This window comes from Porphyromonadaceae bacterium W3.11, from assembly GCA_030434245.1.
GTDB lineage: Bacteria > Bacteroidota > Bacteroidia > Bacteroidales > Porphyromonadaceae > Porphyromonas_A.
Window position 1 is genome coordinate 140,562 of the sequence record JAUISX010000004.1, and the last position, 25,981, is coordinate 166,542.

22 protein-coding genes are annotated in these 25,981 nt (G+C 41.9%); 8 read left to right on the top strand and 14 right to left on the bottom strand.

Annotated features, from left to right (window positions below; genetic code table 11):
- Positions 1 to 9 precede the first annotated feature (9 nt).
- The 5 genes from QYZ87_07215 (at position 10) to QYZ87_07235 (ending at position 4,652) form a co-directional block, all read left to right on the top strand.
- A complete protein-coding gene (locus QYZ87_07215) occupies positions 10 to 1,386 on the top strand; it encodes a DUF3987 domain-containing protein (GenBank protein ID MDN4754317.1) in 1,377 nt (458 codons plus the stop codon).
- 81 nt (positions 1,387 to 1,467) lie between these two features.
- Positions 1,468 to 2,517, top strand: a complete 1,050-nt coding sequence (locus QYZ87_07220) for a DUF6371 domain-containing protein (GenBank protein MDN4754318.1) — start codon at positions 1,468 to 1,470, stop codon at positions 2,515 to 2,517.
- Between the two features lie 211 nt (positions 2,518 to 2,728).
- A complete protein-coding gene (gene mobC, locus QYZ87_07225) occupies positions 2,729 to 3,073 on the top strand; it encodes a plasmid mobilization relaxosome protein MobC (GenBank protein ID MDN4754319.1) in 345 nt (114 codons plus the stop codon).
- A complete protein-coding gene (locus QYZ87_07230) occupies positions 3,070 to 3,966 on the top strand; it encodes a relaxase/mobilization nuclease domain-containing protein (GenBank protein MDN4754320.1) in 897 nt (298 codons plus the stop codon). The genes mobC and QYZ87_07230 overlap by 4 nt, the downstream gene beginning before the upstream one ends.
- Positions 3,963 to 4,652 (top strand): hypothetical protein, encoded by a 690-nt coding sequence (locus QYZ87_07235; GenBank protein ID MDN4754321.1) that lies wholly within the window; start codon positions 3,963 to 3,965, stop codon positions 4,650 to 4,652. Before QYZ87_07230 ends, QYZ87_07235 begins: the two co-directional genes overlap by 4 nt.
- Positions 4,653 to 4,725: 73 nt before the next feature.
- Here QYZ87_07235 and QYZ87_07240 read toward each other — a convergent pair whose 3' ends face one another.
- A complete protein-coding gene (locus QYZ87_07240; protein MDN4754322.1) occupies positions 4,726 to 5,652 on the bottom strand; it encodes a tyrosine-type recombinase/integrase in 927 nt (308 codons plus the stop codon).
- An 87-nt stretch (positions 5,653 to 5,739) separates the two neighbouring features.
- Here QYZ87_07240 and QYZ87_07245 point away from each other — a divergent pair, with 87 nt between their 5' ends.
- A complete protein-coding gene (locus QYZ87_07245) occupies positions 5,740 to 6,933 on the top strand; it encodes a restriction endonuclease subunit S (GenBank protein MDN4754323.1) in 1,194 nt (397 codons plus the stop codon).
- A 197-nt stretch (positions 6,934 to 7,130) separates the two neighbouring features.
- Here QYZ87_07245 and QYZ87_07250 read toward each other — a convergent pair whose 3' ends face one another.
- The 9 genes from QYZ87_07250 to QYZ87_07290 all read right to left on the bottom strand — a co-directional run bounded on the left by QYZ87_07250 (position 7,131) and on the right by QYZ87_07290 (position 17,151).
- Complete coding sequence (locus QYZ87_07250) at positions 7,131 to 7,568, bottom strand: DUF6078 family protein (GenBank protein MDN4754324.1); 438 nt, start codon at positions 7,566 to 7,568, stop codon at positions 7,131 to 7,133.
- A 19-nt stretch (positions 7,569 to 7,587) separates the two neighbouring features.
- Positions 7,588 to 8,736: a restriction endonuclease subunit S gene (locus QYZ87_07255; protein MDN4754325.1), complete on the bottom strand. Its 1,149-nt coding sequence runs from the start codon at positions 8,734 to 8,736 to the stop codon at positions 7,588 to 7,590.
- A 6-nt stretch (positions 8,737 to 8,742) separates the two neighbouring features.
- Positions 8,743 to 10,362: a type I restriction-modification system subunit M gene (locus QYZ87_07260; protein ID MDN4754326.1), complete on the bottom strand. Its 1,620-nt coding sequence runs from the start codon at positions 10,360 to 10,362 to the stop codon at positions 8,743 to 8,745.
- 13 nt (positions 10,363 to 10,375) lie between these two features.
- A complete protein-coding gene (locus QYZ87_07265) occupies positions 10,376 to 11,488 on the bottom strand; it encodes an AAA family ATPase (GenBank protein ID MDN4754327.1) in 1,113 nt (370 codons plus the stop codon).
- An 11-nt stretch (positions 11,489 to 11,499) separates the two neighbouring features.
- Positions 11,500 to 14,499 (bottom strand): type I restriction endonuclease subunit R, encoded by a 3,000-nt coding sequence (locus QYZ87_07270; GenBank protein ID MDN4754328.1) that lies wholly within the window; start codon positions 14,497 to 14,499, stop codon positions 11,500 to 11,502.
- Between the two features lie 22 nt (positions 14,500 to 14,521).
- Positions 14,522 to 14,740 (bottom strand): helix-turn-helix transcriptional regulator, encoded by a 219-nt coding sequence (locus QYZ87_07275; GenBank protein MDN4754329.1) that lies wholly within the window; start codon positions 14,738 to 14,740, stop codon positions 14,522 to 14,524.
- Positions 14,741 to 14,879: 139 nt separating this feature from the next.
- The gene (locus tag QYZ87_07280) at positions 14,880 to 15,125 is read right to left on the bottom strand and encodes a death-on-curing protein (protein MDN4754330.1); all 246 of its coding nucleotides are present in this window, start codon (positions 15,123 to 15,125) and stop codon (positions 14,880 to 14,882) included.
- On the bottom strand, positions 15,118 to 16,140 hold the full coding sequence (locus tag QYZ87_07285) for a virulence RhuM family protein (GenBank protein ID MDN4754331.1): 1,023 nt from the start codon (positions 16,138 to 16,140) through the stop codon (positions 15,118 to 15,120). The genes QYZ87_07280 and QYZ87_07285 overlap by 8 nt, the downstream gene beginning before the upstream one ends.
- A gap of 132 nt (positions 16,141 to 16,272) precedes the next feature.
- A complete protein-coding gene (locus QYZ87_07290; GenBank protein MDN4754332.1) occupies positions 16,273 to 17,151 on the bottom strand; it encodes a Fic family protein in 879 nt (292 codons plus the stop codon).
- 285 nt (positions 17,152 to 17,436) lie between these two features.
- Between QYZ87_07290 and QYZ87_07295 the strand changes: the two genes are divergently transcribed.
- Positions 17,437 to 18,117, top strand: coding sequence for a hypothetical protein (locus tag QYZ87_07295; protein MDN4754333.1), 681 nt, complete (start codon positions 17,437 to 17,439; stop codon positions 18,115 to 18,117).
- A 56-nt stretch (positions 18,118 to 18,173) separates the two neighbouring features.
- Here QYZ87_07295 and QYZ87_07300 read toward each other — a convergent pair whose 3' ends face one another.
- A complete protein-coding gene (locus QYZ87_07300) occupies positions 18,174 to 19,817 on the bottom strand; it encodes a leucine-rich repeat domain-containing protein (GenBank protein ID MDN4754334.1) in 1,644 nt (547 codons plus the stop codon).
- Positions 19,818 to 20,463: 646 nt separating this feature from the next.
- Between QYZ87_07300 and QYZ87_07305 the strand changes: the two genes are divergently transcribed.
- Complete coding sequence (locus tag QYZ87_07305; protein MDN4754335.1) at positions 20,464 to 20,703, top strand: hypothetical protein; 240 nt, start codon at positions 20,464 to 20,466, stop codon at positions 20,701 to 20,703.
- A 331-nt stretch (positions 20,704 to 21,034) separates the two neighbouring features.
- Here the strand turns inward: QYZ87_07305 and QYZ87_07310 are convergent, their stop codons facing one another.
- The 3 genes from QYZ87_07310 to QYZ87_07320 form a co-directional block, all read right to left on the bottom strand.
- Positions 21,035 to 22,696, bottom strand: a complete 1,662-nt coding sequence (locus QYZ87_07310; protein ID MDN4754336.1) for an IS1182 family transposase — start codon at positions 22,694 to 22,696, stop codon at positions 21,035 to 21,037.
- Positions 22,697 to 22,949: 253 nt separating this feature from the next.
- Complete coding sequence (locus QYZ87_07315; protein MDN4754337.1) at positions 22,950 to 24,635, bottom strand: MATE family efflux transporter; 1,686 nt, start codon at positions 24,633 to 24,635, stop codon at positions 22,950 to 22,952.
- Between the two features lie 5 nt (positions 24,636 to 24,640).
- A complete protein-coding gene (locus QYZ87_07320; GenBank protein ID MDN4754338.1) occupies positions 24,641 to 25,867 on the bottom strand; it encodes an S-adenosylmethionine:tRNA ribosyltransferase-isomerase in 1,227 nt (408 codons plus the stop codon).
- Between the last annotated feature and the right edge of the window lie 114 nt (positions 25,868 to 25,981).

Here is a 25,981-nt window from a genome sequence, read left to right on the forward strand (position 1 = left end):
TGATGGGACATGGAAGAACAGACCATCATACCAGAGTTCCTCCTTGACAAGGCTAAAGAGTTAGGGCTATCATTCTCTGACTCCTCTTTTCCCGTAGAGATTTTCCCTGCAAAAATTGAGAAAATCATTGCCGAAGTACACAAGTGTCAAGGCTTCCCAATTGACTACATCGCTTCTGCTATGCTGGTAGCAATAGCCGTTGGCATTGGAAATACTCATCTTGCCCAGCTCAAAAGGGGCTGGCAAGAGAGTCCCATACTCTATATGGCTTTAGTCGGAAGACCTGGAACGAATAAGAGCCATCCACTCAGTTTTGCGATGCAGCCATTTTTAGAGCTTGACTACAAGGCAAACAAAGCCTATGACCTTGCTTACGCAGAGTATGAAAAGGTGATGCAGATGTCTCGTAAGGAAAGGACTGATAGTGGTATCACAGAACAACCCGAAGAGCCCATTCGCAAGAGATTTCTGGTCTCAGACATCACTCCCGAAGGACTAAGTCTGATACATGCACAAAATAAGAGAGGACTTTGCCTGTGGGTAGATGAGTTATCCACTTGGTTCAAGAACTTCAATCGCTATAATAGTGGTTCTGAAGAGCAGTTCTGGCTCTCTGTATTCAGTGCTAAAGCGACCATTAATGACCGCAAAGGCAGCCGCAATTCAATCTTTATCAAGAGACCTTATATCTCCGTTGTTGGTACAATTCAGAAGAATATTCTGGGGGAATTAGCCAAAGGTGAACGCTCCAATAATGGGTTCATAGATCGCATCCTTTTTGTCATGCCCAACATACAGTTGAAAGCACGATGGAGTAGAAACGAACTGCCTGAGAATACGGAACAAGAGTGGTCGGACATTATCCGCACCCTTGTTGAGATTGATTGTCCATTAGATAGTGAAGGGGAAGTTACTCCACATATTGTCCCATTCTCCTTCGAAGCAAAGAGCAGGCTCTATGCATGGCAAGAAGAGCACGCCCGAATATGCGATACTGAAGCGAATGAAACACTTGTGGGAATCTATTGTAAGCTTGAAATCTACATCATCCGCTTTTGTCTCATCATTCAGCTTGCCAGATGGAGCTGTCAGGAGGCGGACAAACAAAGCATAGATGCAACTTCTGTAGAAAAAGCTATTGCACTCACAGAATACTTTCGTTCAATGGCTCAGCAAGTGCAGGTGGTCATGGAGTGCAATCAGCTTAATCAGCAACAGCGACAACTACTGATTGAACTACCATCAAGATTTCAAACAGCCGAAGCCTTACAGATTGGTGATCGTCTAGGCTTTAAGGAAAGAGCCATAAAGGACTTTCTCAGCCGAAATATCGGCACCCTTTTCACCAAAGAGAGACACGGACAGTACAAGAAAATAAATGTATAACCCACGCACTTTCCACATTATCCGCATTTCGGGAGTTGAAAGTGTGCAAAGTGTAGATAGTGCGAGATAATTCAGAATAAAATGAGCGACTTTAGATTTATGCTTGAACCCTACAAAGGGAGCAACACAAGACATACTTGCCCTGCTTGCGAACGCCCAAGGTGCTTTGCTCGATATATTGACACAGAGAGCAAGATTCAATTTCCTAACCATGTGGGGCGATGCGACCACGAACATAGTTGCAGCTACCACTACACACCTAAGGAATACTTCGCAGACAATCCTGAAGAGAAGAAAGGGCTTTTCAACTCTGACGCCTACCGCTTGATTAAAAGCACCAAAGCAATAACACCTCCCTCCTATATCGACCGAGACCTGATGGAGCAGAGCCTACAGAGTTATGAGCAAAACAATCTTTACATCTTCTTGGCTCATCAATTGGGAACCGAAAGGGCAATGAACCTAATGCGACTCTATCACATTGGGACTTCAAAGCACTGGGATGGGGCGACCATCTTTTGGCAGATTGATACGCATAATCAAATCCGAACAGGTAAAGTCATGCTCTACAATTCAAAAACTGGCAAGCGGGTAAAGACCCCATTCAATCATGTCACTTGGGTACACAGTGTGCTACGCATCACCCACTTCAATCTGAGACAATGTTTCTTTGGGGAGCATCTTCTCTCTAAAGAAAAGCAGAAGCCCATCGCAATAGTGGAAAGTGAGAAGACTGCTCTGATTGCTTCTTTTTACCTACCTCAATATCTCTGGATTGCTACGGGAGGCAAGAATGGATGTTTTAGGGCTGAGACACTTACTCCGCTGATGAAAAGACAGATAGTTCTTTTCCCCGATCTCGGTGCAACTGACTATTGGCATGAGAAAATGACCATGATGAGAAAGATTGGTTTTGAGGTTCGTCTCTTTGATTATTTGGAGAAAACCGCATCCGCAAAAGACCTCAAAGCGGGGTATGACATCGCAGATTATCTACTCCAAATCGAACCCAAAATAGAGCCTCTGAACAAACTTACACTCACTAAGGAGGTTGAAAATCTCTATCAAAAGGGCAGAAAAGAATCTCATGAGGCAATGCCTACCCATCGTAAGAGGGGCTTCAAATTGTAGGGTAGCAAGTTTGTGTTTTGGCATACCCAAAACCTCACTTGCCACCCCCAAGGCGGAGCCAATTTAATCCCGATGGTCTCCATTTAGATAAGCAGAAAAAAAGACTTGTCTATCGGAGAAATTCACGTTCGAACTAAAAGATGTTTGAGTTCGAACTCGGAGAAATTTCTGTTCGAACCAAAATTTTAACACAATGACAATTGTAAAGAATATGACTAAAAATAGAGGAGGTCGACCAACAAAACAACCCTCGGAGAAAAGGAGATATCCAGTTCAGCTGAAGCTGAATACAATTGAGCACTACACCTTGAAGCGGAGAGCAGCCGAAGCAGGGGTGAATCGGAATGAGTTCCTACGCATGCTGATTGCCGATGCTAAGATTCAGGCACGCATCACGCCCGAACAGATGCACGAGATTCGCCAACTGACAGGGATGGTAAATAATATCAATCAGATAGCTCGTAATCTGAATACTTATGGGATAAGGGTTATTCCTGAAGAACTGGAAAGGCTAAGAGAACTAATTACGCAACACCTTAAGGAGTTAAAGCCATGATTGCGAAGATAATTAAGGGGACTTCCTTTTCTGGAGTTGTTCGTTATGTCCTCAGTAAACCTGAGGGTGAAGCAGTGATTCTGAAAGGTGAAGGGGTAAGAGAAAGCATTGTATCCGAAATTACCCAAGACTTTGACCTGCAAGCCTCAATGAACTGCCGAGTGAGGAAGCGGGTATGCCACACCATACTCAGCTTTTCTCCAGAGGATGCGGATAAACTTAACGATGCCCTGATGACACAGATAGCCGAAGAGTATCTTAAGCGAATGGACGTGCGAGACACGCAGTACCTGATGGTTCGCCATTACGATCGTGAGCATCCACATCTACACATCTGCTTCAATCGTATTGACAACTACGGCAAAACCATTAGTGACCGCAATGAGAAATACCGCTCCACACGCATTTGCAAGGAACTGACGGAGGAGTTTGGGCTGACCTTTGGCAAGGGGAAAGAGCTGGTTAAGCGACAGCAACTCAAGGGTAATGACAAAATCAGATATGAGATTTTTGATGTCATACAGCACGCACTCCGTGGATCCAAAGATTGGAAGAGTTTTACAGCCGCCCTCAGTAAACATGGAGTTACAACCCACTTCAAGCACAAGGGGAAGACCGATCTGATAGAGGGAGTGCTCTTTGAGAAGGACGGTGTCACCTTTAGTGGCTCGAAGATCGACCGCTCATACAGCTACTCAAAGCTCAATCAGCACTTCAAACAGATAGTAGCACAGCAAGCAGAGCAACCGAAGGAAACGGAAAACTTTTCGGAAACAGCAACAGTGGATTTATTTCCAACCACCTACGCTACTTCAGATGAAATAGCAGAAGCCATTTGGCAACGAAAACTAAGATATCAAGCTAACAAAAAGAAAAAAGGAAGAAAGTTATGAATGATGAATTTAGAACATTACTTGACCTACTCGAGGAGGTCAAGCAACAGAACAAGGAAATCAAGACTTCCATCGTAAGTCTTGAGGGCAGACCCAATGGAACATCTACAGAAGTATTTGAACAGGAACTTCAAGCCTTGACCAAAACCTTACAACTGGTCTTAGACGACCACATCAAGTGGAAAAAGGAGCTTACGGAGGTTGCAATTGTATTGGGAAAACGCATCGCAGAAATCAAAAATGGGCTTACGGATAGTACCAAGGCATGCAACGAAGTGGTTGCTAAGTTAGAGGAAAAGCAAAGCACTCAAACTCCGTCAATTACCAAGAAGTACTTCTTACTTGATGCTAAGCGGTGGATTCAGTGGGCTATCTGGGGAATACTTGTCCTTATAGTTGCTGGCTTTTTCGGTTGGAATATCCACTTGCATAAGACCAACCAAAGTCTCAATGACTACGCCCTTCGATACCGCATACTCAGGATGCAACACTCCGAGAGTAACGACTCCTTTGCCCAGTTGGACAGCATCTTTGAAACACATCGCTCAGAAAATACCATTGAGCAACTCAGAGAACGTGTCACTAACTACGAAGCAGCAGTTCGCCGTCAGGCTGAACTTCTCCACCGCCAGCAAGAGCAACTTATGAAAGAACAGGAAGAATTAAGTAGGAAAAATAAACGATAGAAACGAAGATTTTAACATAAGAATAGACAAGGCAAGCACAATAGAGTAAACTCTTTCGTGCTTGCCTCATTCTCTAAGTCAGGCTTTTGCTCATTTGTTCTATGCAACGGCGCTTCTGGTCGAGATTCGGGTGAACGTATAAATCCAGCGTGGTACTGATATTTGCGTGTCCCAAAAGAACGCTCACTGTTTTGTAATCGCATCCGCTCTCGATACAGCGTGTGGCAAAGCTGTGCCTTAGTCCGTGAAACTTTATCCGAGGCATCCCCAATTTCTCCATCAATGCGTGATAATACTCGCGATAAGTGCGGGGTTCGGTAGCTTTAGGTTCGTTGGTCAAGACATAGTATTCAGGATTGACGACCTTGCAAAAAGGTTTGAGCATTCTTTTCAGCTCTCGACTCAAAGGTATTTCCCTCAGAGAATTACTGGTTTTGGGCGTACTCTCTACGACCTTAGTCGTTCGGCTTCCATCAGCCTCGATGATATAAATACGCTGAAGCGAACGACTGACACGAATAACCCCCTCTACCCAATCTACATCTTTCCACTTGAGTGCACAGAGTTCACCGATACGCATCCCTGTACTCAGACAAATGAGAATGCCCAGATTACGAAAAGTAAAATGCTCACGCACATACTTCATAATCTTGCTCTGACATTCCCGAGGAAGCACTTCAATCGCAGGCGACTTACATTGGGTCGGATATTTGAGATCCAGCTCCACGTACTGCCAGCCAAAATGCTTGACTCCAAATCGCTGTATCATCTTGAGGGTGATGATTAGATCCTTGATGGTCTTCAAGCTAAGCCCTTGTCCTATTTTCTGTAAGATAAAGGCTTGGCATACCTCTTCTGTTATGTCATTTACATTCGAGAAGTAAGGCAATAGATGATTGTCTACCTGTAAAGCATAGACAGAATAAGTCCCTTGCTTAACATACTGAACTTTGTCCTTCAGCCAAGCACGAACTACTTTTTCAAAAGAATTTTTACTCATAATGTTTCTCTATTTAGGATTGGTTTTTGATGTCCCGACAAGATACACCATACTTGGGAGAACACTCCCCTCCTCAATTGTCCCCCTTTGAGATTCCCCGAATTCTCCGACCCGTGGCAACAAACCACCCTCGGGGAAATAGGAGCGTACTTGAGAGGTGTTACGTACTCTTCATCGGATATTTCCCAGTATGGTATCCCGATTATGAGAGCCACCAATATAAATTCGGGAACCACCTTGAATTATACTTCTGATGTAATACGGGCAAATGCTCGAATAGCAAAGAACCAGATACTTCAAAAGGGGGATATTGTAATTTGTGCTGCAAACGGGAGTTCAGACCTTGTTGGCAAGAACTCATACTACGATGGCAGTAGCAAAGAACCGATTACGGTTGGTGCATTCTGTGGAATATATCGGAGCGAGTGCATCTTATCTCGCTGGATCTTTCAGACGTATCTGTACCGTAAATATATTCAAACGGCAATACAAGGTGGAAATGGATCTATTGCGAATCTTAAGCCGACAGTTGTCTTAGAGCAAGTATATGCTCTTCCATCCCTTGCTGAGCAGAGGAAGATAGCGGAGTTTTTGTCGTTGATTGACGAGCGGATAGAGACCCAAAGGCAAACAATTGAGGAGCGAAAGAAACAAAAGAAAGCCCTTCTGCACCAAATCTTCTCTCAATCCCTCCGCTTCCCCGACTTCTCCGACCCGTGGCAACAAACCACCCTCGGAGAAGTCGCAGAGATTACAAGTGGATATTCTGGAGAACAAGAGCAGATAGAAACCCCTTACCGAGTTAGTCGAATAGAGACTATCAGTTCTGGAGCAATAGATATCAACCGTGTTGGCTTTGTGCCTTATGATACGAGGTTAGAAGGGTATAAATTGTCTTTAGGTGATATTCTCTTTAGCAATATCAATAGCATAGAACACATCGGAAAAAGTGCGATAGTAAGTAAGCCAATGGACTTATACCATGGAATGAATCTACTGCGACTGAAGGTTATAAATGCCGAACCATACATTCTTTATTCCCATTTTCAGAGAGATGTGGTTAGGAATAGATTTAGGTCAATTGCAAATAAGGCTGTTTCTCAAGCAAGCATTAATCAAACAGCTCTCGGGAAAGAGAGTGTTTCTCTTCCATCCCTTGCGGAGCAGAGGAAGATTGCGGAGTTTCTTTCGTTGATAGACGAGCGGATAGAGGTGGAGGAGAAGTTGCTTGGGAAGTACGAAGAGCAGAAGAAGTATCTTTTGCGAAAAATGTTCGTTTAGTAGAGGAATGGCAGAGGTTTGCTCTGAGCATTTGAACATTTCATATAAAGCATTCTATAGTCCCACAGCAATGGGACTATAGTTTCACGCCTATGGGACTACAGTCTCACAGCTATGGGAAGGTAGTCCCATAATGATGGGAATAGCGAGAGAAAGGGGAAGAGAAGGCTGAAAGTATAGGGAAAGAGGGAAAAGTCTTAGTAGAGAAGTTCGTAGGCTTCTTCGTAAGCATCAAAGAGTTCCTCTTGTTCGACGCCAAATTCTTGAAATACAGTACGGACAGTAGTTTGTTGAGCTTCGGTAAGAGGATATTCTCCCGATGCATATCGGTAGAAATGGCTCCGACCACAGTTTAACTCATAGGATATTCGCCCGCGAAACGCAGCGACGCTACGATAAGGAAGAAGCCCAATAGCCCGCTTGAAACCTCTGGCTTGACGCTGTACCCGATTGCTCAAGTAGTGAGGGCAAGTTTCGCTTACCTCTCTGCGAGGATCTACAAATGAGTGTATCGAGAACGGAGAGGAGTGTCGGTAGGCGAGATGGCGCAGGCAACTATTGGCTTGGGGGCATTGCTCAAGCAAACAATAAACTATATTCTTGGTCATCAAGTCGGGACGAAAATCGGAACTCATAATCAGTACAATGATTTACTTAGACAAACATCTGACGCAATAAGTAGCGTTTCTGTGCCTCGTAACACTTAAGCAACGCTTCTTCCGCCTCAATTCTTTCGTCAAAGATAGCCAATAGTTCCGCTATCTTCCTCTGCTCCTCCAATGACGGCAAAGAGATGGGCATATCTGTTATCATATTCATACGTACAGAGTCTACCGTATTCTTGGCACTCATCCTGCTGGCTCTTTCAAAGAAATTGGCAGAAAAGTACTGAAAGAGGTATTTCGGAATACATTGAATTTCTGTGAGCATATAAACCCGTTGATGCACCGCTATCTTCCCTTCTGAATAATGAAATATCTGCCCTATTGCTCCGTCTCCTGGAGTTAATATTGCAACTCCATCGTAGGTATAACGATTGGAGCGTTCAACCTTTGAAGAACGAACATAAAAAGGATATTTTCCATCCTCAACTTTGTCCTGTGTATTCATCTCTCCTGTGGATACCTTACATACTTCACCGAGGGTGGTTTGTTGCCACGGGGCGGAGAAGTTGGGGAAGCGGAGGGATTGAGAGAAAATTTGGTGCAGAAGGGCTTTCTTTTGTTTCTTTCGCTCCTCAATTGTTTGCCTTTGGGTCTCTATCCGCTCGTCAATCAACGACAAAAACTCCGCTATCTTCCTCTGCTCAGCAAGGGATGGAAGAGAAAGAGGGAGACTTGATAAATCAGTAGCATTGATAGCTGGATAGTTCGTCCCAGTACACCGATTCAAAACTTCGCCCAAGAAAGTAGCAGAATGTATAGCATAATAAAGAAACCTTCCTGACTGAACACTTCTAAGTTGTGCATAGCCTGTAGAGGCTACGGAGGGGATTTTCTCGACAGACCTAAAGTATAAGTTGTTTTGCTGATAAGGTCTAACCATTTGGAATAGCACATCATGATCCTTTAGAAGTCGCTGAGCCCGACTTGGTGCATTATCCTTAGTGATGATATTATGCTTCAAAAGAACGCCTTTTTCGACAGCTTCCAAGTCAATGTATATGAACTTATGAGGTAACACACCCTTTGTGGAAGGGTTTATTTCAGCGACCTCGCCGAGGGTGGTTTGTTGCCACGGGTCGGAGAATTCGGGGAATCTCAAAGGGGGACAATTGAGGAGGGGATTATTATTCGTTGCCATAGTTCATTACTTTATCAGTCCGAGCTCTCGGAGGTAAACATCTATTTGTTGGTCAAGGGCTGTGCGACGTGCTTCGAGTGATTCGATTTCGCTCATCACTGCCTGAATATCTATCTCCTCTTCCTCTTCAAACGTATCTACATAGCGAGGGATATTGAGGTTGTAATCGTTTTCCTTAATCTCGGAGAGCGGAACGCATCGAGAGTATTTGTCTATCTCCTTGCGGTATCGGTAGGTATCTATAATCTTATCGATGTCGTTTGGCTCACCGTTCTCCCCTGTGCGCAAACGGTTTTGCTTTTTATCCTTGGCAAACTCTCGGCTCGCATCGATAAAAAGCACATCGTCATTGGTCTGGCACTTCTTGAGGACAATGATACATACCGGAATACCCGTAGAATAAAAGAGCTTGGGCGGCAAGCCGATAATGGCATCTATGCTTCCATCTTCAAGTAATTTCTGCCTAATGGCACGCTCTGCACCCCCACGAAAGAGTACCCCATGTGGCAGTATAATCGCCATAGTACCGTCTTGGCTCAGATAGTGAAAGCCGTGCAGGAGGAATGCGAAATCGGCGGCAGACTTGGGTGCCACTCCGTAATTTTGGAAACGGAAGTCCTGAGCAGTCTCTTCCTTGGGGTTCCATTTGAGGCTAAAGGGGGGATTGGCTACGATGGCATCGAACTCTACTTTTTCACTGGGATTATCATTATTGAGGAACGCCCATTCATTTGCCAAAGAGTCTCCGTGAAATATCTCAAACTCCGTATCCTTTACTCCATGCAAGAGCATATTCATACGAGCGAGGTTGTACGTGGTGACATTCAGTTCTTGCCCGTAAATACGTCCTATTCGGTCGCCCATCTGTTTGCGAACATTGAGCAACAATGATCCGGAACCACAGGCGAAGTCCAATACCTTTTTGATCCCCTCTTTAACGCCACGGTCAGGATTTTGTGCATCCAAAGCGACAATACGAGACAGAATAGTGGATATGGCTTGAGGGGTGTAGAACTCGCCTGCCTTCTTTCCTGAGCCTGCGGCAAATTGGGCGATTAGATATTCGTACGCATCGCCGAGTGCATCTATATCCGAAGAGAAAGCTCCTATACCCTCTGCGATCTTGAGAATGATCACACAGAGCGTATCATTCTTCTGTTGGTAAGTCTTTCCCAGTTTCTCAGAAGAGAGGTTTACCTCAGAGAACAAGCCCCTAAATGTACTATCGAAAGATTCCGTTTCGATATGTCTGAACCCCTCCTCTAATGTGTCAAGCAGATCCGAGCTTTGTGTACGAGCCAATTCTACTATATGGCTCCATAAGTATTCCGGCTTAATGACGTAGTGAATCTTTCGACGCATCTGAGCTTCAAACTCTCCGATGTCTTCGCTGTTTTCTGCATACCATCTTTGTAGAGCAGTCTCTCCTATCGAGAGCGCTTCTTCATTGGGATAGTCTTTGCCCAGCTCTCTCTTTGCTGCTTGCTCATAATTGCCAGACAAGTAGCGAAGGAAAAGGAATGAAAGCATATAGTCGCGAAAGTCATCAGCATTCATCTTGGAACGCAACTCATCTGCTATAGCCCATAGTGTTTTACCTAAAGCCTGTTGGTCTCTTGCTGTCATATTCTTCTATCTATTAAGCCTCTCTTGGAAGAAAGAGGTCAGGATTAAACTTGTAGTTTGTTATAAATGCGCTCAATATCTGTTTGAACAGCTCTTTGTTATCCTCCATCATCTCAGTCGGCTCATAAAGAGAATATTTTCCGTGAGAGAAGATGTTTATTATACGGCTATACAGAGGAGACTCTTCTTGAATATCTTTGTTTTTGAAGCATTCATCAAATTTTTCATATCCATGAAATGAAGCTGCTCTCTCAAGCACATTTCGAAGCATTGCAAAGTGATAGGTATATAGATCTCCTGATTCAGCCCTATGCCACAATTCTTCCAACATTGCAACGTGAAGAAACCGAGGGGTGTCATTTGTATAGCTAACACTATAGCCTTCTTCCCCATTTTTCTTGAAGTGTAAACTTCCAAGCCATTTTCGCTTTCCTACGCTATCTTTGAAAACATTCCAAAGAGCATTATAGAAGAGAGCATGGTGTGTTGAAATAACTACCTTTTTTGAGCCCTCTTTTAATGTCTCAGCTAATAAAACCGCGACTGCAATAGCATTGTTATCATCCAAAGAAGAGATGGGATCATCAATGTAGATATACTTTACCCAAGAGTAACCCTCATCTCCATCCAATACCAATTGTACGATGGCTAAGAAAAAACACCATACAAAGATAGTTTCCTCTCCTCTTGATATTTTGATGTTATCTATAACAGTTTCTTGGTTTGGATCCTCTCCTTCCCTCAGGTTGAAAACTCTTGAGAAAGAAATACTTCCGTCTTCATAGTCTATTTGAAAAACAATATCCGAGAAGCGCCCCCAAAACACTCTAATCTTATCTTCAAGAGCATATTCTTTAGCTCCACTAAAAAATGAAGACTTTAGATTCATTTTGAGTACTCGAGTCGCATCTTCGTCAAGATCATTATCCCACGAAAACAAATCTTCTGTAAAAGCATTGAAATAGAGTGTATCTCTTTCTCCTCCTATCTTCCCAAGATCCTTGAACTCCATAGACAAACGAGTCTTTCCCACTCCATTATAAGCATATAAGAGAATGATTTTCTTTTCCTCTAGTTTGTCCCGAATATCTCGAGCTAGTTGCCTTAAGTCACTAAAATGATCCATGCATTACTTTCTTAGGATTTATAAGCAGAGAGCCCTGATATATTTTGCCCTTTTGCCAATAAGGAGAATAGAGGAAGTAGATCAGAGACCAATGCTTTTTCTTGCTGTACGCGTTGCTTCCAGCCTAAATCCTGTTCTCTAAATAGTTCTGAAAGCTGTTCGGCGTCAAAAATCATTCGGTCTAAAACTGATTGGATGAATGAATTAAGGGTTTCCGGAATAATTCCATACCGCAGGGCAATCTCTTCGATGCGTCGTCTCATCTTCCGATTTTTGAACTGCTGATAGCTTTCGCTAACCTCATTCACAGTGAGTCCATCAACAACCTCTAACTGATTTATATAGTCGAGAATATCCTCCTGTTCTTCCATCAGATTACTGTGCGAAGCCACCAAACGAACCAGCTCTTCTTTTGTGAGTTCTTGCTGGCTTGGAGTTTGATTAGTAAAGCGAGAAATCAGCCCCATGATATAATCATAGTCGATCATAGCAGAGGAGAAGAGGACAAACTCAAAGTCTATATCCTCCGGATTAACCCCATCACCGGTATTGGGTGCATAATCGGATGACGGATCTTTCTGATTTTCACGAAGGGTACGAGCAGTCTCAAGGTAAGCTGTCCTAAAAGCATTCAAATCCTCCTTAGGCAACAAACTCTCTATCTTCTCTTGATCCTCGGGGTCTATGTAGATGTATTGCCCAAGTTGATTGCTCAGTCTTTGAACCTCCTTAAAGTAGTCTACAAACTCAGCCTTAGCGGTATCTCCTAATAAATTAGCCACCTCTTCCGGTTTCGGGTCTAATCCCTTGGATTCCATAAACTGAGTGAGCTTATCAATCGCTTGTTCGTACTTTACAACGACCTCGTGAGCTGGTTCGACAAGCCATATAGTAGGATCCGGCATCTCCTCTTTAAGACCAGAAAATAGACGAACAGCATCGTCTACAGACGACATCTGAGAGCGAAAATCCAGTATCTTCCCAAAGTTTTTGGTCTCATTTAGTATGCGATTGGTGCGAGAGAAGGCTTGAATAAGGCCATGATATTTGAGTTCTTTATCCACATAGAGGATGCCCAGGTATTTGGAGTCGAAGCCCGTTAGGAGCATATCCACGACGATAGTTACATCTATCTTCTGGTCACGGGGATATTCACTCCATTTCTGATCTTTGATACGCTTCTGTACATCTTGGTAATAAGCATCAAATTCAGAAATACTGTGTGCAACGCCATAACGCTCATTATAGTCCGAAATAATCCCCTCTAAGGCTGCTTTTTTACTATTTGGATCGACCAAATTATCTGCTTTTTCTTGCTCTAAGTCCTCTTGCAATTGCTCCACATCTTTATTCCCCTCAGCGGGCGGAGAGAACACGCAAGCGATGTTCAGAGGCACAAAGTCAGGATTCTTTGCCCAATGTTCATCTTGTACCTCCTTAAATAACTGATAGTACTCAATAGCATCATTGATACTACTCGTTGCAAAAATGGCGTTGAAGCGTCTAGAAAAAGATATGGCATCGTGCTTGGCAAGAATTTCTTCGATAACTGCCTTCTTGGTCACTTGTCCATAAGTACCATTCGACTGATCATTGGGTCGATAGTAGTCTACGTTAAATCGCAAAACATTCTTATCCTCAATGGCATTCGTGATCGTATAGGAGTGTAGAAGCTTCTGAAAGACATCTTCTGTTGTTAGCTTAGAAGCCTCTTGCCCATCAATCTTGACTTGCACTGCATTCGCTTCAAATATCGGTGTTCCCGTAAAACCAAAGAGTTGTGCTTTTGGGAAAAAGGCTTTGATCGCTTTATGATTCTCTCCAAACTGAGATCTATGGCATTCGTCAAAGATGAAAACCATACGCTTATCTGCAAGAGACTTAAGACGCTCTTGATAGTTCCTCTTATTTTTAGGGTCAAGGGCTATGCCTAACTTCTGTATGGTTGTTACTATAACCTTATCCGCATAGTCCGAAGATTCCAGCCTTTTTACAAGTGTCTCTGTATTCGTATTCTCCTCAACACACCCCTGCTGAAACTTATTGAATTCATCTCGCGTTTGACGATCTAAATCCTTTCTATCCACGACAAAAATACATTTCTCTATATTAGGATTGTCTTTAAGAATAGTAGATGCCTTGAATGAGGTAAGCGTCTTACCTGATCCTGTAGTATGCCAGATATAACCGTTACCACGATTTTCTTCAATACACTTAACAATGGCTTGGACTGCATAAATTTGGTAAGGACGCATGATTAGAAGCTTACGTTCGCTTGCGACTAATACCATGTATCGACTGATGAGTTCTCCCAAAGTACATTTCGCAAGCATTCTTGTCGCAAAACTGTGCAGGTGCATTATTTTGTGATTATTCTCATCTGCTAAATGGTATATCGGCAAATATTGTTCTTTAGCATCAAATCGGAATTCCTTAGCATTATTATTGGCGAAGTAACTCGTTTCTGCCTCATTACTCACGATAAATAACTGCATGAATGCAAGCAGGGTATTGGCATAGCCATTTCCCACATCATTTTTATAATTGACAATCTGCTGTATCGCCGTTCGAGGTGATACTTTATGAGCCTTCAATTCTATTTGTACAAGAGGAAGCCCATTGATAAGGATTATAACATCATAGCGATGATGACTGCTATGTGTATTGATGCGTAACTGATTGATTACTTCATAGTCATTCCTGCACCAATCTTTGATGTTAACAAGAGTGTAGTACAAAGGAGTGCCATCCTCTCTCAAGAAAAGATTGCGTTCGCGCAGTAATCGAGAAGACTCATACACATCCGGCGTGGCAGGAATAATCTCAGAAAGAAGGCGATCAAACTCCCGATCTGTCAGTATGACGCCATTGAGTTGTTCAAACTTCGTACGAAAATTGGCTTCCAACGTTGCCCTATCTTTGATATCTGACCGATGAATATATTTAAGGCTTACGAGGCGCTTAATTAATCTTTCCTCTATTTGCTGTTCGGCTACCGTATACATCTGCATCTGAGTCTATTGTTGACGATTACTATTTCTCATCTCGTTCCATTGGTACAGGACCACACTCCGAACCGAAGAGTTCGAATACTTTATTGACCTTATCAAGGCGAAGCGTAGTTTTACCCTGCTCCAGTTCACGCACAAAGCGTAGCCCAACTCCTGCTTTTTCGGAGAGGTCCACCTGTGTCAATCTATATTTCTTACGCATCTCTTTCACGTACTGTGCTATGATTGTCCTTGCTTCCATACTGAGTTATTTTATACCTTATCAATAGCAAATATAATAAGAAATACTCAATCATACCCCCTTTCGGGGATAAAACGCAAAAGAAAGATTGAATTATACCCAATAGGGAGTATATTAATACTTTTCTAGTGTTATACTATTAGAAATGCACCAAATAGGTACTTATGAATTTGGCAGTTGTTGCATATTTTGCAACAACTGAATTTGGGTCAAGCTCTCCCTCTGAAAAGATGTTTTTTATATGCCTTGAAATTGTTGACTTATCTCGGTCAAATAGCTCTGCCATCTGATTGAGGGACAGCCAAACAGTATCGTCTTCAAGCTGAACCGATAGCTCCGCAAGTCCATCAGCACTTCTATATATGATTACTTCGCCTTTATTCATCTGATTGGGGTCTTTTTGCGATACTTTGCTCTATTTGCCGAAGTTCCGTCAGCTCTCTTTGTTCTTCTTCCATTAGAGCCAGTTCTTTACGGCGGAGATTAAATGCTTCGTACTCTTGATCTACTTTGGCTTTCATCTGGGCATTGGAAACGGCACCACTACCTTTGAGAAGGTCTTTATTTTGGAAACTCAATAGGGCATCAACATTATTCCGCCAATAGTCTAAAGTCAGGTCTTTTCGCTCTTTGACCCTTAATTCTGCAGAATCCAAGAAGAGCACCGTGAGCTGATTAAGGGTCTCGATCTCCTCCTGCTTTAGGTAATTCTTAGCGGTGTATATATCTTGCTTTCTGACCACAGAGCCTTTCCAAGAAGTTAGAGCCATATTGGGTGCGTTGGCATCCGCACGACTCACAACTATTTCAGCAGCCGTTTGCTGAGTAACTGCATAAAGGAGTTTATTCTGAGTTTCTGCAAAGAACATCTGAGTTGACTTGTCACTCTTATCGTAGTCGCTACTCAATGCGAGCAAGTCTCTAACCTTTTGATAGAAACGCTTTTCACTAGCACGAATATCACGTATCCGCTCAAGAAGTTCATCAAAATAGTCTGGTCTTCCGTCAGGATTCTTTAGGCGGTCGTCATCCATGACAAACCCCTTTATCATATACTCCTTAAGGTTGTGATTCGCCCATCTCCTAAATTGCGTGCCCCTCTTGCTCCGCACTCGGAATCCTATGGCTAATACCATATCAAGAGCATAGAAAGTTACCTGATAATTCTTCCCGTCTGAGGCAGTTGTTAAGTAATCCTTAACAACTGAATCTTCTGCTAACTCTCCTTCTTTCAGCACATTAGATATATGCATACTGATATTGGGAACAGAGGTGGCAAAAAGTTCTGCCATCTGGTTTTGGTTCATCCAGATGTTACCATCCCTAGCATAGAGAGTTACTCTTGCTTTGCCATCATCAGTATTGTATATGATAATCTGATTCTCTTCCGCCTGCATCATGACATTAACTCCTTCCCTCCATAATAGCATTGTGCTATAAACTTATCTGCACCCCTCACCCTTCACAAATATACCCATTTCACACCACTTGACAGTTGATTATGGTAGAAACTTAATCGAAGTCAAGGCAGGTTAATACTTGATACGGAAGTAGTCGAGGAGGGCTTTGTATTGGTCTTGGGCAGTAAGGCAGGTATCGATGAGGTAGCCCTGTGTCTGTTCCCATAGATCCAAGCCACGGTAGTAAAACATCTTGAGTTCGTCTGTGATGATAAATGGGACTATGCCATGTGCTAAGCACTCTTTGAACATTATCAAGCGCCCTACTCTACCATTACCATCTTGAAAAGGGTGGATAGCTTCAAACTGATAGTGGAAGTCAAGAATATCTTCAAACGCTATTTCTTTGCTCTTATATTCATTGAGTAGTGCTTGAATAGCAGATGCCACCTCTTCAGGGGCTACAGTCTCTTTCCCTCCCACTTCATTCGGCAAACGTTTATAATCACCGACAGCGAACCACGACCGACTTGCATCTGTAGTACCAGCCTTAAGAAGCGAGTGTAATTTCTTTATCATGCTTTCAGTCAATGGCTCATCAGCATGCTCAATTATGAAGTCAATACAGCGGAAATGGTTGGTGGTCTCAATTATATCATCGACCTTAATGGCCTCGACAGAAACACCTATCGTGTTGGTCTCAAAAATATAGCGTGTTTGCTCTTTGGTAAGACGGCTCCCCTCTATATGATTGGAGTTGTAGGTCAAGTCAATTTGTGTGCGGTGGTATATGCCTCCTTTGAGTCTGCTTTCCATCTGTTCACGTAAAGCATCCAAAAGGGGCGAAGCCTTAGACTTCTTCCTTTGTGGCAAGGGAGCATCCGCAGGGATACTCCATGTCTTGCCGATCAATTGAGCCCCAGAAATCTTTCCTTGAACACAATAGTTTCTGACTGTCCTTTCTGCTAAACCATGAGCTGCAGAATATTCCTTCACAGAGATAAATTCCATATCCGCCATCACTTAATACTATTCCAATGCAAATATACTCCATTCTTGCCGTTATCGGCAAGAAAAACACGTAAATCTTGACCAACTCTATAACCTCGCATTAATCATCAATATGGTCAAGACTATGCAAATTTTCATTTCTAAAACAAACTTCTTCACAGTGCCAATTTACCATCAAGCATAACATCCAGATTATTCAAAGAATGAATTTTATTTCTTCTGATATGAACCAAAGCTACATTTATTCGTTATCTTTGACATATAGTATTCTAAAAATGATTGATTATGCAACAAGACTTAAGCCTTCAAAAAAGATTACCACAAGACTCCTACGAAAATCCTCTTGCTATAGCACATGGGATTAATCCAAGGCACTGGATTTCAGAGAAAGCAAAAGCCTATTCCTACTTTACGAATGGATTTCCAGAAGATTTTGATAAACTTGAAGTAGAATATCATCACCCTGAAAATGGGTGGCTTAGGACAGTGTTCTATAAAAATGGAGAGAAACTACTTGATGTTCCATTAAATGATTGGAATGATCCTCTTGTTTCAATAGTTGACTGGTTAGAAGAGTTAATAGAGGAGCACGAAGACTTAAATGACAAAACCCTTCACATTGATTGTGACCTTGGGCTACATTTTGTACTTCACTATGAGCCTCTAAACGCACGTAATGTAGAATATGGAATACTTTTCATTTATGGCTCTTGGACAGAGGACTATGAGGAGAGCTGCTTTTCTGTTTTCTGTACAAAGCTAGATATCATAAATGCGATATATACCCCAATGATTAAACATTGGATGGACTTATCTGAGAAATTTCCAAGAGGGCATAGCGAAGATTGGCATGACTGGGAGCTCTCCTTCAAGTCAATTGACTGTCCAGAAGAAATGCTCCAGTATATAAGACGCACATCTATTGAAAGCTACCTCCGAATGAGGTTTCCAACCCTTAAACTATAGAAATAATGAAGTCAGACTATGTTTTAGAGAGCAAAGGGCTATCCTTGATTTATTGGTCATAAGGGACAAATGTTTTTGAAGCCCCACCAAGATGCTTTATAGGCTTCTATGCTTTCAGAAGGTACATATAAGACACAATTTTTGATATCTCCAGAAAATATCCTTTGCTTATTCTGACCTGCATCTATTATCTCTGGTGGGGTCAGTGCATGTACAATCATACTCTCTAAGCTTTCACAATCATCAAAAGCTCTAAAGTCAATTTTGTTGAAACTCTTAGGAATATCAAACTCCCTAAGTCTTGTGCAGCTATCAAAGGCTCTATAACCAATTTCAAGAAGTCCATCTGGTAGAGTGATAGATTGAAGCTTCGATAATCCCCAGCAGAATAATGGACCTATAATTTTGGTATCCTTATCTATATTCAGAGTTTCTTCGCTCCGACCATACACACATATCGCTTTATACTTATCTTTGGTATAAAGCACTCCATTATAGGCTATTAAGTATGGATTGTCTATGTCCACTTCCAGTTCAAAAGAGGAGTTAGCTACTCTTACTGCTTCACATTTCTCTGGATTGACTTCTCGTACTGTTTTGGGGATATATAGATACTTGAGATGATTGCAATTACATAAATCATCATTAATAACCTCAAGACCATCATTGAGAATAATTTCTTCAAGACCATGAGACCAACTCAATGCAACCGATTCGATCACTCTTACTGATTCGGGGAGAGTGATTCTTTTTAGGTTAAGCGTTCCTGCAAAAATCTGCTCGCTTAAAACCTTAATACTATTTGATAGCTTTACCCGAGTTAAACTTGAACAGTATCTGAAGGCAAGCTTCCCTATTTCGGTGACCGAATCAGGAATTTTCACTTCAAGGAGGTTCTCACAAAACTGGAAGGACCATCCTTCAATAACCTTTAAGGATGGTGGGAAAGATATTGATGAGATATTAGAGCCCGAAAAAGATCCTTCTCCTATACACTCTGTTCCTCCTATTACTTCATAATGACTATTCTTATACCCACTAGGAAAAGCTACGACTCTCTTCTTATCACGACTGTAGATGACGCCATCAATGGTTATAAAATAAGGATTGCCTGGATCTACAGTGAATCGTTCTATTCCATTACAACCAAGAAATGCTCCATTCCCAATATGAGACACATTCTTAGGAATACATATTTCTCTAAGGCTTATACAATCACTAAATGCGAAGCTTCCAATTTCTTTTAATCCTGCAGGCAGATTTATCTCTTCTAATTTCTCATTATTAGAAAATGAACTATCAGATAATTTTTCTAATGTATCAGGCAGAACAACTCTTTTGAGCTTTTCGGAATTTGAAAAGGCATCAAATTCATTAGTTTCTATGATATTCTTCGGGAAAATCAGTTCCTCGAGCTTTGAGTAGTATGCAAAACCACCAAAAAAAGAATCATCTACTAAAACACACTCTCCCAAATCAAGTATCTTCAGGAATGGTGGTTCATCATAGTATGTAATACGATTATCTTCAAGGTCAAACTCTCCAGAAGTAGTGCACATATCATCTAGCACATCAAAGACATCACGATTGTTTATCTCTCCAACTATCTTAAGATGAGTCAAAGTCATCTTTTCTTCCTCAGTGATCAACGTGCTTAGAGTACCTGCTTCCTCAATATAGATGGTTTTCTTTGCTCCCATATTCAAAATATTTTGCTCTCCGTAAAGATACCAAACATAGCGTGAATATTAGCACTTTATGCTAAAATCTTAGTCTAAATTGTGTACTCAAGCATGGAAGCTAACCTTTTATTTTAGAGGTGTACCGACAAATCGGTTGCGAGCTGAGAATGAAGTAGATACAAAAGAAGGGAAATGACGGGAAAGTAGTATATTTGCATGTGAGCAGGCGTGCGGTACTTTCGTATAGATAAAGTGTAATATATTGATTTTCAATAGTGGCACTATTTCTCGGCAAAGTACAAAAGTAGAATCAGGGGTACATTTCGGATACAAAAAAGGAAGCGGTACAAATGCTATTTGGCTGAGTAACATAAAACAAGCATTTGTGGGGCGTTGGTGAAAAGTCTCCGTGTACCGATTAAAACGCTAAAAAGCTGAGTGTCTGATAGGTGAATAGAGTGCATCGTAAAACATACCTAACAGATGTACAAAAATATTTCTTCTTGGGGTTCGCTAATAATAATCACCAATGAAAACAGTTAAGCCAATCTGAAAGTTATCCATAAGTTACTTAGTGGTGGGCTTGGTCATCTATAGAATACCCATTTCCTTGCTTGCAAATAATCAACAATACGGGGCAACTCAGACTAATTATTAGTAGCATATGGAAAAGCAGATTTCATTTGATGAGCTACCGAAAGCGGTAAGCGAACTGACCTATCAAATCTCAACTCTTACAGAGGTGGTATCCGCCCTACAATCATCTAATCCGAGTGAAAAGACTCTTATAGGTATAGATGAAGCGTGCGAAATCCTTCACAAAGCCAAACCTCCCATTTATGCCCTTACTATCCCTGCCTACAAGCGAGGAAAGAAGCTCTACTTCTATAGTGGGAGAAACTAATTCAGTGGGTTGAGAGAGGACTAAAAGGAGTTTAATAGTCAATTTTATCAGAAAAAATTTTAGCTGCTTTGCAAGCCAATGTCCGCAATAAGTCTAAATCAATTAAGACATAATACGCGAGTTCAATTTAAGCAACTGTATCAAAAGCCTCATTATCAATAAATTTCAGGGTTAAGGAATATTTTAGAATCAAGTCGCACACAATATTGCGTACTAGAGGACACACCTTTTGCGGGATGAAATGCTTCTCATATGAACAAATAATTTTTCACATGAGGGTGTGTCAAAACCTAGTTTTGATGCATCCTCAATTTTTTTGATAGGGTGTGTCCTAAGCAGCTACGAGATGTTTTAGAATTTGGTTTTCCTCTAAAAGTAGGTTGTTAGTGACTAAAAATGGATGATTTGGGCAAGAATGAGGTGTATTATCCATGTTTTTTGGGTTTTTCGCCATCATAGAGCATAGTTTCTTGACATTGAATGCTATGGCAAAGAAGGCAAAGTCCATAGTGACCTTGTCTTGACCGAAGTGTCGAAAGCGTTTGTAGCTCATATTGTATTTCATTTGACCGAATACTGATTCTGGCTCTACACATCGTCGTCCTCGATGTCTTAGTCCTTCTTCGGAGGTAAGGAGTTGGTTTGCTTTCTTTTTGTACTCATTGAGTCTGTGATTGACCTCTATGATTCGATTGCCTTTTGCCTTAAAACATAGTCCTCTGAGTGGACATCCTTTGCACCTCGCAGCCTTATATCTCGCACTCTCAGTAGTGTATCCGCTTGCTGTCTTGCCTCTCTTTGTCCCGATACGCCTCATCCTTTGTCCCATCGGGCAGACATAGTAATCTCCTTCTTTGCTGTAGTATAGCGATGAGGGCTGAAATGGGTCGGGCTTATAGCGAGGACGATGCTCAATATGGAAGCGATTGTATTTGACAAAGGGTGTTGTACCAGACTCTTCCATAAAACGATAGTTCTCTTCCGAGCCATAGCCAGAGTCGGCTACAACAGTAGAGGGCAAATCACCATAACGGTCTTGGTGGAATTGAAGAAAAGGGATAAATGTGAGGGTGTCAGTAGGATTGTAGAAGAGTCCAAAGTTGGTAATAAATTGCTGATTCGTAGCTATTTGTAAATTGTAACCTGGCTTGGTTTGACCATTTCTCATGGCATCCTCCTTCATACGCATAAAGGTGGCAGAGGGGTCGGTCTTGGAGTAGGAGTTGCGATCCTCGAGTTTTTCCAGCTTCTCGTCATACTCCATAAGTTTAGCCTTATGCTCTTCTAGTTGCTTGATCTGCTTCTTCCTCTCTCTTATTTTCTTTTTCTCCTCCTTGTTGACTGGTTCCGGGGTTCTCTCTAGTTCTGCTTTGAAGGTGGTCACCAGCTCTGAAAGTTGTTCCGCTGTAATCTCTACTTCTTCGCTACCCTCGCTATTCTCTTGAGCAATACAATCATCGATTTGAGAGAGCAATGCCTTTAGCTTTTCCTGAAGTTTGGCTCGATTTCGTTCCACGCTCTTCCGCCACACAAAGGTGTATTTATTGGCTTTGGATTCTATCTTAGTGCCATCGATATACTCCACATCAAGACTGATAAAACCTCTCTCTGCAAGTAACAATACCATCTGTGAGAAGACCTTATTGATCTCTCCTTTTACACGATTACGAAACCTATTGATGGTGATAAAATCTGGTTTTTCATACCCTGCAAGCCAGATGAAGTGGACATCTCTTTTGAGGGCTTGCTCAATCTTCCTGCACGAGTAGATGTTATTCATGTAGGCGTAGATAATCACCTTGAGCATCATCTTGGGGTGGTAGGGGTGGCGACCTATCTTACTGTACAAGCCCTTAATATTCTCAATCTCAATAGCATCGATAATGGCATTGACCACTCTCACTGGATCATTAGCACAAATATCCTCGTCAAGCCTTTGAGGAAAAAGCATTGACCTATTGTGTATGTATGGACGAAATTGTATCTTTGTCATAGTTAATTTATTGATATACATAAAGATACAAAATCTTTATGATATAGAAAAGCCCCAGCTTGTGAAAGTTGGGGCTTTTGTCGCAAAATAAGAGGGTGCGTCAAAAAAATTAGTTTTGACACACCCTCATAGAGTGTCTTTTGACTGAAAAGTCCCCCTCCATTTACATAGCTTTTTTATTCCTGATCATGTAGCCAGCACGTGTACTTCCACTCTTTTCATGGTCTACAATGCGGAGGGATTTACAAGAAAGTTAATGGGTTGTGAGTTGTTGGTAACCACTCTGGAAGTATGAGCGATTATAATCCTTTTCCCTTAAAATTGTTTTGTCTTCCATTACGATATCTAGGTCTAGTGCCACCTCTGAAGTATTGATCCTTCTACCCGCCTCTTTTTCGATCTTCTTACATACGACAATTAATTCTTCAAGTGGACGTTTATCCCTAATGCGAATAACACTATTGAGGTACATCTTTCCGGAACCATTGATATCCTCTGTTTGGTAAAAATCTGAGAACTCCGCTTTCTTCCACTCTTTGGATATGATAGCTCTAATCTCCTTTTCATTCGATAAATTAGTGCTCCCAACAGAGATAAAATAGTCTGATAAGAATGGTCTTCCGATTCCTTCTAAACGCTTCGAAATAAGGATCTGCATCACACCTCGAATCGCCAGGTAGGTAACAAAGGCTGCCCAAAGTGCATGATTTTTATTTGCAATAGGAAGGAAAAAGTATAGCATAAAGAATACAACGACCGCACAGAACATACTTAAGAGCATGGATCTGGTAGCCGTAACCCCAATGAAGATACCATCATATAAGAAGGCTATATATCCTGTAAATGGGAGAATAAAGACCCAGAAGATGTACTCCTTGGCTTTAGCAATAACCTCTGCTTTATCGGTTAGAATATTAAGCAGTAAATCTGAGCCAATAAAATAGATCAGGGAGGTGGCGAGTGCTAAGAAAAATCCCCATGTAATCAGCTTGCGTATGGCTAGATTGAGATGCTTGCGATCTTTCATCCCAAAGAAATGCCCCACTACTGCTTCTGCTGCAAAGGCGAATCCATCTATAAAGTAACTAAAGAGCGTGAAGAACTGATAGAGAAGAGCATTAGCGGCTAGAATGAGAGCCCCCTGCTGTGTTCCGGCATAGGTGAAAAACACAGAAACCAGGGCTAGTAGCATGGTGCGTAGTAAGATATTGATGTTCGTGCCAAAATACCGCTTTAACCCTCTCTTGAGATGAGTTAACGAAGTGGGCAACTCTACCTTCTTAGTCTTAATAAAGAGGAAGAACGCACCTAATCCTAATAATATTGCTCCCATATACTGAGCACACAATGTCCCAGTCGCGATACCATCGATACCGCTATTGTACCCGATGACTAAAGAAGCACTGATAATGATATTGATGATGTTAGTGGCAATACTTACGATCATTGGCCACCATGTATTCTGCATGCCTAGGAGCCATCCGTTCAGTGCATAACTACAAAGAGAGGCTGGAGCTCCCCAAATAACAATATTGTAATAGATTGTGACATACTTGGAGAGGAGTGGATCTGGATTCATTAAAGCCAACGTCAAGTCCCTAAGAGGCACCTGCATTAGGATTATTAAGATCCCAGCTACAAAGCCTATAAAGAGCGATTGCAAAAGATTCCGACCCATCGCTCGTCTATTCCCTTCCCCATGTGCTTGAGCAGTAAGTCCAGTTGTCCCCATTCGTAAGAATGAGAAATTCCAATAAATAAGGTTGAATATGGTGGTTGCAATTGTTATACCTCCTATAGCATAAGCATCTTGCAGATGCCCAGCAAGAGCTAAATCGACCATCCCAAGTAAAGGGATCGTGAGATTACTTAGAATATTTGGGAGGGCTAGATTTAGTATCTTCCTATTTAATCCCCTAGAGGTAACAACGGTCTCCATCTTCTTTATCCCTCTTTCCTCTTTAAGATTGAGCCATCACCATAACTAAGGAAGCGATAATCATTATCTAAGGCATAATCATATACTTTTCTCCACTCTTCACCTATAAATGCTGCTACTAGCAACAGTAAAGTGCTATGTGGTTGATGGAAATTAGTGATGAGATAATCAACTATTCTCCACTTGAATGAAGGCATGATAATAATCCGTGTCTGTCCAATAAGGTTTTGTAGTCCTTTGCTCTTCAGATCATTAATGATAGCATCTAATGCTTCAACTGTCTCATAATTGTAAGTCCTATCATAGGGTGCCCATTGCTCTACCTGGTAGGGCTTTTCAGCCTTTTCTAAGACATTAACTCCCATGTAGAATAGACTCTCTAGTGTACGTGTGCTAGTAGTACCTACGGCTATAACTTTTTGGTGATTGGCTATAGCCATTCGAATCTTTTCAAGCTGGGGAAGAGGTATAGATATGACCTCGGAGTGCATGGGGTGGTCCGCCATCGTTTTGCTCTTGACAGGTAAAAATGTACCCGCACCCACGTGTAGTGTCACTGGAGCAAAAGAGACGTTTCTCTCTTTTAATTGATTGAGCAATGGTTCATCAAAATGAAGTCCAGCGGTAGGAGCAGCTACTGACCCTTCGTATTGAGCGTAAACCGTCTGATAATCCTCAAGATCACTTTCTTCCGTCTCTCTATTTAGATAAGGAGGAATAGGCAACTCGCCTATTTCATCAAGTATCTCTGCAAATGACTGGTCTCCAGTCCACTCAAATCTAATGAGTTCTCCAGTATCTACCTCTACATCCTTTACTCGAGTCACCTCTAGAGTCTCTCCATTCTTAAGGGTTCTTGATAGAGTCGGCTCTTTCCACTTTCTGGACTGTCCCACGAGGCAATGCCACACAACAGAGTCTCTACTAGCAAGAGATTCTTCATAGAGTTGGGGAAGATGAGGCTCCAAGCAGAAGATCTCTATCCTAGCACCTGTCGCTCGAAAAAACTCCATCCTCGCCTGAATGACCTTTGTGTCGTTCATAACCATCAAAGGCATATCTGGGAGTAATCCTGGCAATTCACTAAAGCGATGGGTATTGATAGAGCCATCGCTATACGATAGAAGCTTTGCATTCACCCGTTCTGCAGTTGGCTTTTTAGCTATTCGCTCATCAGGTAAATCGTATGAATAATCTTCTATCCTTATTTCTTTTGGGTTATACGCTTTCATGCAGCAAAGATACCATATTCATCGTTATTATTCACCACTTTAGGCACATAGAGGAACTCCATAGATGACGGTTACGAGATGATTGATTATTTCCCTATAAATAACTAATAAGCA